The organism is Lutibacter sp. A80, assembly GCF_022429645.1.
In the GTDB taxonomy this organism is placed as follows: Bacteria; Bacteroidota; Bacteroidia; order Flavobacteriales; family Flavobacteriaceae; genus Lutibacter.
In genome coordinates this window covers 3,492,626-3,506,719 of the sequence record NZ_CP092480.1, presented here as the reverse complement: position 1 = coordinate 3,506,719, position 14,094 = coordinate 3,492,626, and the positions used below count along the sequence as shown (strand labels likewise).

The 14,094-nt window shown below is 30.6% G+C and carries 7 protein-coding genes; all 7 read right to left on the bottom strand.

All coding sequences use genetic code 11. The features are described from left to right. Positions 1 to 4 precede the first annotated feature (4 nt). The 7 genes from MHL31_RS14480 to MHL31_RS14450 all read right to left on the bottom strand — a co-directional run bounded on the left by MHL31_RS14480 (position 5) and on the right by MHL31_RS14450 (position 14,091). Positions 5 to 1,666, bottom strand: a complete 1,662-nt coding sequence (locus tag MHL31_RS14480; RefSeq protein ID WP_240226663.1) for a RagB/SusD family nutrient uptake outer membrane protein — start codon at positions 1,664 to 1,666, stop codon at positions 5 to 7. Positions 1,667 to 1,677: 11 nt separating this feature from the next. Beyond that, positions 1,678 to 4,767, bottom strand: coding sequence for a SusC/RagA family TonB-linked outer membrane protein (locus tag MHL31_RS14475; protein ID WP_240226662.1), 3,090 nt, complete (start codon positions 4,765 to 4,767; stop codon positions 1,678 to 1,680). Between the two features lie 31 nt (positions 4,768 to 4,798). Then, positions 4,799 to 6,565: a RagB/SusD family nutrient uptake outer membrane protein gene (locus MHL31_RS14470; protein ID WP_240226661.1), complete on the bottom strand. Its 1,767-nt coding sequence runs from the start codon at positions 6,563 to 6,565 to the stop codon at positions 4,799 to 4,801. A gap of 36 nt (positions 6,566 to 6,601) precedes the next feature. Next, positions 6,602 to 9,688 carry a TonB-dependent receptor gene (locus tag MHL31_RS14465; protein ID WP_240226660.1) on the bottom strand — a complete coding sequence of 1,029 codons (3,087 nt, stop codon included), beginning with the start codon at positions 9,686 to 9,688 and terminating at the stop codon, positions 6,602 to 6,604. Positions 9,689 to 10,355: 667 nt separating this feature from the next. Continuing rightward, positions 10,356 to 12,518 (bottom strand): peptidylprolyl isomerase, encoded by a 2,163-nt coding sequence (locus tag MHL31_RS14460; protein ID WP_240226659.1) that lies wholly within the window; start codon positions 12,516 to 12,518, stop codon positions 10,356 to 10,358. A 112-nt stretch (positions 12,519 to 12,630) separates the two neighbouring features. Next, positions 12,631 to 13,896 carry a hemolysin family protein gene (locus tag MHL31_RS14455; protein WP_240226658.1) on the bottom strand — a complete coding sequence of 422 codons (1,266 nt, stop codon included), beginning with the start codon at positions 13,894 to 13,896 and terminating at the stop codon, positions 12,631 to 12,633. After that, positions 13,897 to 14,091, bottom strand: a complete 195-nt coding sequence (locus tag MHL31_RS14450; protein WP_240226657.1) for a hypothetical protein — start codon at positions 14,089 to 14,091, stop codon at positions 13,897 to 13,899. Positions 14,092 to 14,094: the final 3 nt, after the last annotated feature.

The following is a 14,094-nucleotide window of genomic DNA, read 5'->3' as shown; positions in this document are numbered from 1 at the left end:
GCTTTTACCAACCTGTATTTTGAACTAAATTTGAATTCTTATTTATTTCAGATTTAGGAATAGGATATAAATTCATACGATCTTCAAAAGCTCTAACTTCTATTAAACTTTTTTGATAATTAAAAGTATTACTTACAGCATCACGAGTAATTTTAACCCCATAAATGTCTGTAGTTTCATTTCCAATTTTCCATCTTCTAACATCCCAAAAACGGTGATCTTCAAAAGCTAATTCTACCATGCGTTCGTTCTGTAATTTCTCACGGAATTCACTTTGGCTTAAACCACTTGGAAAGTTTGGCATATTAACTCTAGCTCTTAATTTATTTACAGCATCTAAAGCTGTCATTCCATAAGTTGAAGCATTTTCAGGTCCATAGGCCTCATTCATGGCTTCAGCATAATTCAATAATACTTCACCAAGTCTAAATAACACCCAAGTATGTTCTCTACTTGTTGTATTTGTAGGTGTTAAATTTATATCTTCAATTACATATTTTTTAAGATAATACCCTGTTTTAGTTGCGTTTACAATTGGAGCGCCATTTAAACCTCCAACAAAACTTTCTATAGTTTTACCTTTCCAGGCAGCACCGTTAACAAGAACAGTTTGTGCTAACCTTGGATCTCTACCAGCATAAGGATTTGTTGGATCGTAACCTGAGGCTGGATCCATAATTGAAAGTCCTGTAGCTTGCATTTCATATGCATCAACTAAATTTTGTGTAGGACAAGTTCCGGTGTTTCCTCCTTCAAAACCTATTGGGAAATTTCTTTGTTCAAATCCATTTGTAGTACCTTGACGACGTTCAAAAATTAATTCGGAACTTAGATAATTGTTTACAATATCAGCATAATTACCTTCTAAAGTATACGCATCTAAATCTAATACAGATTTAGCAGCTTCAGCCGCATCAACCCATAAAGTTGTATTATTAGCTGTGTTATGTAAAGGACTTGCAGCGTAAAGTAACATACGTGTTTTTAACGCTAATGCAGCTCCTTTTGTAGCTCTACCTGTTTCCCCAACTGAAGAAAAACCTTCGTAATTTACAGGTAATTCTTCTGCAATTGCATCACATTCACTAACAATAAAATCTACAACCTCGTTAAAACTATTTTGAGTTGCATTTATAGCTTCTTCTGAAGTTAACACATCGGTAATAAGTGGTATATTTTTATATCTTTTTACTAATTCAAAATAAAAATAAGCTCTTAAAAAACGTGCTTCATATGCATAGTTTTTAAACTGCTCAATAGTTTCTGCATAACTTTCATTGTATTGATCTTCTAAAAACTCAACGCCTTCAGTTTCAATAATAAACATATTGGCAGCTCTAATTCCAGAATACATATTTCCCCACACATTATCTATAGGTCTTAAATCGCTATATCTACCCTCATTAAATCTTTGAATATCCGATAAATCTAATACATGTTCAGCTTCATCTGTAGCTGAAGAACGCATTGCTCCATCTACACTATTAAAGTCTGTTGGCAAATAACTATATATGTTTGTTAAAAAACTTTTAGAACGGCTAAAGTCTGTAAACACATCATCTTTACGATTAAATGAGGTTTCATCATACTCTAAATAGTCGCAACTAACTATTGCCAAAAACAATAATGCAAATAGTCGATAATTTATATATTTTAGTATCTTCATAAGTCCTTTTTTTAAAATTCTAATTTAATTCCAACGTGGTACGATGCTAGTGATGGATAACTAACCCCTAAAGATTCAGGGTCAACATCTCCAGTATTATCAATGCTAAACACATTCATTCCACGTCCATATAATTTGGCTTTTGATATATTTAATTTACTAATTAATTGTTCTGGAAGTTTATAATACACTTCAAAACGTCTTAATTTTAAGTAGTCTCCACTAATTAACCAGATATCGTTTTTTCTATAATTATTTTCGCTTTCTAATAAAGATAACCTTGGTAATGTAGCTGTTGCTGCAGTTTCTGGAGTCCAACTATTTGCAGAAAAATTAGTAATATTAGTATTACCACGTAAAGGGATATGTACACTTTTAGTGTTTAAATAAACTGTTTGATTTGCAATTCCTTGAAATTGTAGATCAATACCAAATCTTTTATATTCTCCCCCTAAATTAATACCGTAATAAATTTCTGGATAAACATTAGCATATCCTATAGGAACTATATCTAAATCATCTATAACACCATCGGCATTTTGATCTTTGTATTTAATATCTCCTGGACGTACATTTGAAAATAGTTGTTGAGGACTTGCATCTATATCTGCTTGATTTTCGAAAAAACCTAATGTTTCTAATCCAAATTGTTGCCCTATAGGATTTCCTGTCTCTTTTAGATAATCGTATGGTTGAAATTCTTCATTTTTATTTACAATTTCATTTTTTGCAAATGTAAAATTACCACCTACATAATAATTAAATGCACCCGCATTACTTTTCCATAAAAGTGAAGTTTCAATTCCTTTATTTTTAACTTCCCCTTCATTTGCTATTTCAGTGTTTACACCAATTAACGAAGGAATTGTTCCAGATGTAGCTACTAAAATGTTTTCACGTAAATCATAAAAAGCATCAAGAGTTATAGAAAGACTCCCAAACAACTCCATATCAACACCTAAATTACTCTTAATAGAATTTTCGTAGGTAAGATTATCAGTTGCTAAACGCCATTCGCTAATACCTCCAAGATTACTATTGTTATTATTAAAATAATAACCTCCTCCACTACCAAAAGCTTGTTCGTAAAGGTTTGGATCCATAATATTGTTACCACTCATTCCCCAAGATGCGCGTACTTTTAAATAATCTACGGACTTATTATCTTTTAAGAAATCTTCACGGTTTAATACCCAACCTGCAGAAATTGCTGGAAACAATCCAAAACGATCTCCATCAGGTAAAACACTGCTTCCACTGTAAGATAGCACAGCATCTACAAAATATTTATTTTTATAACCATAACTTGCTGATGCTATAACATTTTGACGAAGATATGTGTTGTATTGACCATTTTTAACACGTTTTTCTTGTTGATACATTAACGATGTATTTAAGTTACTGTTTTCCCAAGAAGTGTCGTAATTTAATTTACCGTATAGAGAAGCTTGACGAAGTTGATTTTTAAACCCTTTTGAATAATTTAAATCGGTTTCACTACCAAAAATAGTTGCTATTGTATCGTTTATAGCACCTGTTAAAGGATTACGAGTAAATGATAAACTCTCATATAAAAAATCTCTACTTTTACTCTCCGAATAATTAACTTCATTATCATAAGCCAAAGCAGCTTCAGCCGATAAACCTTTTAACCACCCACTTAAATCTTGAGTAATTTTACCATCAATCATTATTTGCCTACCATTAGGTTGCAGTACACCTGTTGAAGAAACTAAAGCAACAGGATTGTTATCATAATACGCTGTTCCTCCCCATTCTCCATTTGGTGTTCTAACTGGAAATGCCGAAGAAGGCACACTATAAATTGCATTCATAATAGTACTAACACCTGCTCCAGGCTCTGTTCTACCATCTATATGTCCAGCTACATTAACAATAAACTTTGTAGTATTTGTTAAATCAATATCCAAATTTGTTCTAAAATTAAAACGGTCATATTTTAACTGACTATCATAACGATCATCAAAGGTTGTATTATCAAATAAACCTCTTTCATTTTGGTAATTTAAAGATGTGAAATATTTTAATTTTTCTCCACCTCCAGAAAAACTAGCACTTACATTAGTTGTACTTCCAAAATCTCTTAAAGTTTCATCGAACCAGTTTACATTTGGAAGCAAGGTTAAATTTTCACCAGTTTGAAACCCATATAAATCCAAATCGGAATATACAGCCTCATTACCATCTAAAATACTTGCTTGATTTACTGCTCTTGCATAATTATAAGAATCTAAAAAATCAGGTTCACGAGCTGCAAAGTTGATCCCTTTATCGTAAGAAACATTTATTTTAAAAGAATTATATGCTCCTCTTTTTGTTGTAACCAAAATTACCCCATTAGCTCCTCTTTGTCCGTATCTTGCTAGGTCTGCTCCATCTTTTAAAACAGAAACACTTTCAATATCCGACAAAGCTAATGAAGCCATATCTCTTTCAAAACCATCTACTAATACAAGAATAGCATTATCATTAAGGGTTCCTAAACCTCTTAAATACATACTAGGACTTCGTTCCCAAGGTGTTCCTGCATTTTGAAGCACCATCAATCCAGAAAGTTCTCCATAAAGACTTTCTAAAGGATTATTTAATGAACTTTTTTCTAACCTATCGGAATATACAATATCTATAGATGAAGTAATTTCGTCTACTGGTTTTGAAATTCCGTATCCAAGATTTAAGTTTTTATCTGTTTTCCCTAACTGAATAGTAATTGTTTTAGATTTAATATTAATTACCTTTTGCATATCGCTAAAAGTTAATTTAATTAAACCTTGAGATTCCATATTTAAAATTCCTGTTCCAAAATCGTCTGTTACAACAGATACATCTGAATTTGTAAGTGATTCTATATTAACGCCTGAAAAAGGTTTTCCATCATCGTTAATAACAGTAATTTTTATAGCATCCGATTGTGCTAAAATTAGTTGAGACGATAACAATAATGCTAGCATGCAGCTAATTTTCACAATCTTTTTATTTGTTTTCTGCAATAAATTTTGGAAATAAATAAAGGTGAAACTACTTAAATAGTTATCCTTCCAAGTTCCATAACTTAGTTTTCCTATTTTATATTTTTTCATTTGATAGTGATTAGTTTATTCAAATTGTATATTACCATCCTGGATTTTGTACCAATCCATAACCTTTATTAATCTCATCTGGTGGAAAAGCACTTAAATACCATTTTGGTGAAAAGTTGTTTTTCCAATAGCGCTCTGGCAACTCAAATGTTTCATATGTATAAGAACCATCACTTGCCTTATTGGTGTTAACACCATATAAAGTTTTAGTAAAACTATCTTCATCTTTCCAACGAATAAGATCGTACCAACGCACTTCTTCGTAACCTAATTCCAAAGCTCTTTCGTTTAAAACAGCTTTTCTAAATTGTTCTTGAGATAAACCTGTAGTAAGGTTATTTAACCCAACTCTATTACGTACTTTATTTATTGCTGCATATGCCTCAACAGTAGGTCCTGAATTTGCTTCGTTTAAGGCTTCGGCATAACTTAAATAAATTTCACTTAAACGTAAATAAGGCCATTGCACAACTGAATTTAAAGACGTTGCATTGTTTCTTTCTAATAAAAATTTTCTTAAACCAAAACCAGTTTTAAAACCTGAAGCGTTTAAATTTTTACGTTCTCTACCACCAACCCATAATTCTGCCTCACGTCCTTGATAAGAGTCTCCGTTTACCAAAACTGTTTCGTATAATCTAGGATCACGATTTTCCCACGGATTGTTAGGATCCCAACCTGAATCTGAAGCATCAATTGCAGTTCCATCTGCCATAGGGAACATATCTACATAATTTTTAGTTGGTAATCCAGAACCATAGCCTCCAGAACTTTGATAGAAATAATAATTTCCAGACCAATACCCTCCAGATTTATAGCGAACTCTTGTACTAATTAATATTTCATGATTATTACGTTGATAATAAGCATCTTGAAAATCTTGTCTTGGATCTCCTGTGTTTATTAGGTTATAACCGCCTTGATTTTCAACAGCATCTAAAAGTTCTTTTGCTGCTTGTGCAGCTTCTGTCCACAAATTAGCATCGTAACCTCCAAACCAGGTTAATTTACTGTCTGAAGCTTCACCAGCAAGATAAGGTACCGCATTGTTAAATAACGGACTTGCGCCAAACAATAAAAGTCTTGCTTTAAGTCCCATAGCTGAAGCTTTTGTAAATCTTCCATCCCAGTTAGATGCATCTTCAATTGTCCAAGGAAGTGCAGGAATTGCCTCATCTAAAAGTGCCACTATATTATCCATAGTTTCTTTTGCTGTTAACCTAGGTAAATCTGTATTCTCTGTAGGAGTATATGCGTGATCTACCCAAGGTAAACCTCCAAAATTTCTATACATATCTACATAATGAATAGCAATAATCATTTTTGCTTCAGCTTTTAGTTGATTAATATAATCTTGTGAAGCATCTGGGATTTTATCTGCGTTTTCAACAAAATTCCAACCAATTCTAATACCTTCCCAACTTTCTTCTTTTGTATAATTATATTTTGAGTTATTAGCTGAATTTTCTGTAGCGGCTGTATACTGACCATTATAGTATAATTTATTAGGACCACCCCAACCGAGGTAACTATGGCCAAGATCTGATAAGGACTCTAAAAGATCCATCCCTAATTTATTTCCTTTTGCAGACCAATTTACATTTAACCCATAAGGTAATGTAGCATATCCACCCCATAAATAACGCTCAGACAACTCTAATGAATTAAAAATGGTATCTTTTGTAACATCTACACTAGGTTCTTTTTCTAGAAATTCATTTCCAAACTGAACTTTTTCACAGCTGTTTAAAATGAGTCCTAGTATAGCAACGATGTATATTATATTTTTTAGTTTCATACTATTATTTTTAATAATTTTTATAAACTTTATATCCTATAAGAAACTTAATTTTACTCCTAAATTAAATACTTTAGTTAATGGATATTGTGAATCATTTGCTGTTTTAGATTCTGGATCTGCAATATCTAATTTATCTATAGTAACAAGATTGGTTCCGTTAATAAAGGTTCTTAAATTATTAATCCCCATATTTTTTAAGAAAGCTGATTTAAAATTATATCCAAGTTCAAGATTTTTTAAACGTACATAAGAAGCATCTCGTAACCAAAAATCTGAATTTTTAGTATTGTTAGAACTTCCTGTTAATGTCATTCTAGGGTAAGTTGCTGTATCTGCAGTTTCTGGAGTCCAACGTTCATCGGCCATATACTGCAATAAAGAACGGTCTAAAGTAGCTCCAAAAGCAGTTCTATAGGTATCACCTAAAAACCTTGAAGTTTTAGCGGCACCAACCCAAGACATAGAAAAATCTAAGTTTTTAAAATTAAATCCTGCATTTATACCAAAACTATATTGTGGATATACAGAATAACCGATTGCCTTTTGGTCATTTTGATCAATAACACCATCTGCATTTAAATCTTTATACACCATATCTCCCGGTTTTAAATCGTATTGATGATTTGGTAATTCATCATTTCCTGGATCGGTATCATTATAAAATTTATCAAAAACATACCCAAATGGCTGTCCTACAGGTTTTCCTGTTCTGTATAAATAATCTTCAGATTGCGGTATTTCATCCATAAAAATAATTTCATTTTTAGCATGAGATACGTTTGAATTAACCCAATACCTAAAATTATCGGTTAATTGATGATTCCATTTAAGTTCTACTTCAAAACCTTTATTTTCTACTTCTCCAATATTTACAGCTGGAAGATCGTAAGCTACATATCCAGGAACTGTTCCTCTATATGTTAAAATATCTGTACGATTCTCAATAAAATAATCAAAGGTTAAGCCTAATTTAGATTCAAAAAGTTTTAATTCAATACCATAATTTTGCTTTTCTGCAGTTTCCCAAGTTACATCTGAATTTCCAATTTGTCCTTCACTAGCAGCTTGTTGATTGGATGGGTTGTTATAGCCAAAACTATAATTTCCGTTTGCTGAATTATAACTATCTGGTAGATATAAAAAACGGTTACTTCCAATTCTATCATTCCCTACCAATCCGTAAGAAAAACGTAATTTTAAAAAGTCAAGTGTAGATTGTTCTTGCATAAACTCCTCATTGGTAAGCACCCAACCAGTTGAAAAAGCTGGGAAAAACCCAAATCGCTTATCCTTAGCAAAGTTCTCTGATCCGTTATAACCTATACTTACATCTGCTAAATATTTATTATCAAAATCATACGTAACACGCCCTACTAAACCAACTAATCCACTAGGTAATTCTGTATATTGTGAAGGATAATAAGTTTTTTGTTGATTGTAAAGTAACAACCCACCAACATTATGGCCTCCAAATTTATTACTATAACTAAAACCTCCTTCTAAATACCAGTTTCTTCCTGTTCCGTAAGATTCTCCGTAAGTTAAATTACCATCAGAACCACTTCTTCTATATACAATTTCATCACTAGTTTGATCGGCAGAAGGATCTATATCTCTTAAAAACACAGGTTCATAGCTAGCTGATGATGAATTTCTAGTTTTTGTATGTGTATAGTTCGTATTATAAGCAAACTTTGTTCTAAATTTTAATCCTTTTATAAAACCAATTTCTTGTTCTAAGTCAATATCTAGATTTAGTTTATTATTTAAAATATTTGAATACCCTTGACCATAAAAAGGAGCTAAACCATCTTTTTTAGTTCCCGGAATATAGAGTTGACTTGATAATACATATTTTCCATCAACAATACCTGGTCCTGAATATGGAACAGACCAATAAATATCTCTAAAAAGTTCGTTAAAACTATTTTTCGTATTTGGTCTATTTGTAACACCTGCTTGACCTCCAATAGTAACGCCTAACTTAGTTGTTTCTGTAATTTTAATATCTATATTAGAACGGTAATTATACCTTTGAAAAGAAAAGTTATAATCGTATTGAGAGTCATATGTTTTAAATAAACCATCTTGATTTAAGATCCCTAAAGACACAAAATATTTTACTTTATCTGTACCTCCAGAAATATTTAAATTTCCTTTAGATTGACTTGCTGTAGGTTTTAAAAGGTAATCCATCCAATCTGTATTTGGATACATTAACGGATTTGAATTTGTTCTAAATGCCTCAATAGCTTCTGGTGAAAACTTAAGCTGACTCGGGTCTAGATTTGGATCATCATTTAACTGAGCTTCATTATAACGTTGTGCATACGTATAACTATCTGCAAAATCTAACAATCTAGTTGGCTGTTGTATCCCTCTAGAAAAACTTGCCGATATTTTAGCTTTACCTTCCGAACCTCTTTTAGTAGTTACTATTATAACCCCATTAGCTCCACGTACACCATAAACTGCAGTTGCAGATGCATCTTTAAGAATTGTAATACTTCCTATTTCTTCTGGATCTAGAGACATAAATGAACGCTCTACTCCATCAACAATCATTAATGGTTGTGATTCTCCTTCAGTTAATGTAGCAACTCCACGTAAATAAATACTTGGATCATCTGCTCCTGGTTGTCCAGAATATTGAACTGTTGCTAAACCAGTTACTTTTCCCGCTAAGGAATTTGCAACATTTGCAGCTGGTGATTTAGCTAATTCTTCTGAATCTATTGAACTAATTGCTCCAGTAACCGTTACTTTCTTTTGTCTACCATAAGCTACTACTGTAACCTCTTCCAAACCCATTAAACTAGATTCTAGAACAATATTGATTACTTTTTGATTTCCTACTTTTATTTCTTTAGTATCAAAACCCATATAACTAAAGACTAAAATACTGTTTGGTGAAAGGTTTATTTGATAATTACCTTCAAAATCTGATGCTGCTCCATTTAGAGTTCCTTTTTCAAGTATAGTAACACCCGGTAACGGCAAACCTTCACTATCTGTTATTACACCTGTAACTTGGGTGTTTTGAGACCATAAAATCTGATTAACTCCCATTAAAACCATTAAGGTTAGGAATAAATAAATTTGTTTTTGTTTTATTCGCATAGGTTTAAAATTTCATAAAATTTGTTGTTTGTTTAGTGTGATGTTCTTTTTTAAGAAAACGTTAATAGCCCTCTTATAAATATTCTAGCAAATTATTGCCAAAACATTAAGTTTAATTGTTTGAGTAATAAAAGCGAAGTAATTAATTGTGTCATAATTTGTAGTTTTTAAAAAAAATTATTTAATTATTGTTTAGTTAATGTTATGATTGTTTTATGTTATTAATCACAACAACCAAAAATACACATAACAATTACAAGAGACTTGGTTATATAATTCAATTGATTGGTTAAATAGTTCACTCCTTAAAAAACAAGATTTTAACAGATGTTTAACCATTTTAACAAGCATCTGTTACAAAAACACATTTATTTAATTGTAAAATATTTAAAAAAATAGAAAATACTTAGAGAATTCAGTAGCAAACAAGAAGGATAAAAACATTTTGTTATAGAAAGAGGCAGCTTAAAATTGTGGCAAAAAAATAATATTTTACTTAATCTTCAAGAATTCGGAAATAGATTAAAAAACGTTGTTGATTACAGTAAAAGCTAAACTTATATCAATATTTTACATATTGCTTGTTATTTAAATAAGTTTAAAGCAAAAAAAAAAATCGTCTAAAATAAATTTTAGACGATTTTTATATTTAATTAAATATGTATTTTTAATAGAATTTACTTCTATAATCTTCTATATCGGCAGTTTCTTCTAACACATTAAATATTTGATTTCCTCTAGCTTGTAATTGTGATACAATCTTTTTTCGGAAAGTGTCATAATTTTCTAAATCTACTGGAGCATCACGTTTAGTAACTTTAAAAACAAAAACTCCTTTTTCGCCTTCAACAAAATCAGAAACTTCATCTAATTTAATTGTAGACATTGCTCCTACAACTGCAGGCTCATTTCCAACACCTGAAATTAAAGGACTAGATAAGTTTACAGCTGATACACTTCTAACAGTCACTCCGCTATTTTTTGCAATTTCGTCAAGAGTAGTACCTGTCATTTTCTTTTTAATCAAGGTTGCTTTTTTCTTATCAATTAATTCTGGACGAATATTAGCTAATACGTCTGAACTTATAGCAACACCATCTTCTTCAACTTTTCCACTTAATATTGCAACAGCATACCCTCTATTACCAGAAACATCAATATCAAATCTTTTTGAATCACCTATTTCTCTTTCAGCATCAAATGCCCAAGTTACCATTTGTCTTTGTGCACCTAAACCAGGTATTGTTTCAGCTAAAGCTTTTAAATTAAGACCAGTTTGCACATTGTAATTCATTTCAGTAGCTAATTGTTCAATATCTTTCCCTTCAGTTAAACTTGCATTTAAAGTTTCAGCTTGTTCAAAAATAATATTTTCAGTTTCTTCAGAAGCTTCAACTAAACGAGCAAAAGTTACTAATCTTACAGCTTTTTCTGGTGAAGTTTGTTCATCTATTCTAATAACATGGAATCCGAAAGCAGTTTCAATTACATCAATACTTCCTGCTTTATTTTTATAAATAAAATCTGCAAAGTCTTTATCAAAAGAAGGTGAAAAAGCTTGATCTTTTCTTACCCAACCAATATCACCACCATTACCTTTAGTACCATCAGTATTAATTTCGTCAGCAATTTCAATAAATTTAGATTTATTATTTCTCACTAAGGCATAAACACTATCTGCTGTTTTTTTAGCTTGTTCTCTAGTTACTAAAGAAGTAGATCTAGTTGTTCCTGCAAAAGGTATAATTATATGACTAGATTTTACAGAATCTGGAATTTGAATAGTTTCTACTAGCTTAGAAATTTTGTAGTATCCATTTTGTTTATATGGACCAACAACTGTACCAACTTCAGCATTAAAAACTTCATCTGAAATTTCAGCAAAGATTTGGTTTTTATATTTATAACCATTATCAATTGCTAAATCCGATCTATTATCGTTTAAAAACTCGTCGTATTTAGTAGTATTTTTTAAACCTGGAATTTTTACAGTAGCTTTAGCTGCATTACTATACTCTTCTCTATCTTCAATATAGCTTTCAACAAGTTTTTTAGCTTCTGCTTCATCTTCTTCTGAAGGTACAATATCAAACTTTACATATTTTAAAGTTCTAGTAGCTTCAGGTTTAAATCTATTTTTGTTATCATTTAAATAACTTTGAATTTCATCTTTTGAAACATACCCTAAACTATCTGGAATTGAGCTATAAGGAACATATACAAATTGAGCATCCATTTTTGTGTTATTAAACAAATAATCTCTCTCTCCTTCTTGTAAAGAAGCTCCTAAACCTGCTTGTACTAAAGATGTATAAGCTTGACGTTGTAGGTTTTGTTTAATATTTTTTTCTGTAGCTAACCAATTCATCCAAGCTTGGCTGTTACCAGACTCAGCATCATCTTTCATATTAGCTATATATTCTTTTAATTTTTCTTCATCAAAAAGATTTGCTTCATTTTTAAAAAGCGGAGAGTTTTGAATTTCTTGTAAAGAAATCATTGCATCCCAAATATCTTTTTCACCAATTACAATTCCAGCTTTCTCAAGTTGGTCTTCAAATATTTTTTCACTAACCATTCCACTCCATACAGCATTTACTGCTTGCATTTGAGTAGCTCTACCACCACTTTGCGTTCTATATGCTTCAACTTGACTCGCAAACTCCTCTCTATCAATATCTTCACCATTAACTTCTCCTATAGAGTTAACCTTACTTGAACTGAAAAATTGTTGTATTGAGCTTGGATCAAGTACAAATGCAAAAAGTGCTAATCCTACTATAAGGATTAAGAACATTGAACGATCTCTAATTTTTGATAAAATTGCCATTATATTATTTGTTTTATTACAGTTTGCGAAAATACAATTAAGTATTTAATTATGAAAGTGAATTTAGTATAATTAAGTATGAAAAAAGGCTATAAGTAAGTATTTTATATTTTTAATCTGCTTTATCTAAAACTTTTAAATAAACTTCCATTATTTTGGAAGAGCCTACTTTCAACATTTTAAAATATAAATTGTCTATTTCAATTATTTCTCCTTCTTTTGGAATATCTTCATTAAAATTTACTATGTAACCACCAAGTGTTTCGTATGCCTCATCTTCTTTAATATTTAAGTTATAGGTTTCGTTTAAATAATCGACTTCTAAACGTGCTGAAAATTCAAATTCTCTGTCGTTTATTTTATTTTCTAATAATTCTAATGTATCATGTTCATCAATAATTTCACCAAATAACTCCTCCACTATATCTTCAACAGTTATTACCCCAGATGTTCCTCCAAATTCATCTAAAACTACCGATAAGCTACGTTTTTTTTTGGTTAAAATATTCAAGACATTATTAATCATCATACTTTCTGGCACAAATTCAACTGGCAATAACATCGATTTTATGTTTTTAGGCTGTTTAAACAATTCAAAAGCGTGTACATAACCTAAAACATCGTCTAAAGAGCCCTTATAAATAAGAATTTTAGAATAACCAGTTTTAACAAATAACTCTTTAAGATTTGCAATACTGTCATTAATATCAACAGCCACAACTTCTGTTCTTGGAATCATAATTTCACGAGCCTTAACAGTATCGAACTCTAAGGCGTTTTGAAATATTTGTATTTCAGAATCTACCTCTTCAAAATCTTTGGAATTTTCTAATTGTTTAGATATATAATTTCCTAATTCAATTTTTGTAAACACTGGTTGTTTTACATCTGTTATTGAGTTAAAAAAAAGTCTTAAAAAAAAGTCTGAAATTAATGTTATAAAACTTGATATAAAATGAAAAATTATATAAAAAAAGTAAGCTAATGGTGCAAAAAACCATAGCGTTTCATTAGCATAAATTCTAAACAATGCTTTTGGTAAAAACTCTGCTGTGATTAAAATTATTAATGTTGAAATTATTGTTTTAATTAACAGAATAGTAAATTCGTTGAAGGTGCTTTCGGGTATAAAACCGGTAATAAATTCGCCCATAAAAAAACTATATACAACTAAGGCAATATTATTACCTACCAACATTGTTGTAATAAATTTAGACGATTTTGATGTAATTCTTGTTAAAATTTTTGATGTAAAACCTTCTTTTCTTTTTTCGAGTTCTACTTGAAATTTATTAGCAGAAACATAGGCAATTTCCATGCCTGAAAAAAAAGCAGAAAGTAATATTGAAATTAAAATTATAACAATTTGAAATTCCATTTATTGTTTTTTTCTATTTTCAATTCTAGACCTAAATCTTTTTCTAAAAAAGTACATAAAAACAGCAATAATTGAAAAAAGTAATAGTAAATATGCCTTTTCTCTATCTGTATTCCAATTTAAAACGGTTTCTACTCCAAATACTACTGCAATAACCAAGTAACCGTATTCAAATATTTTCCAAAGTTTACTCATTTT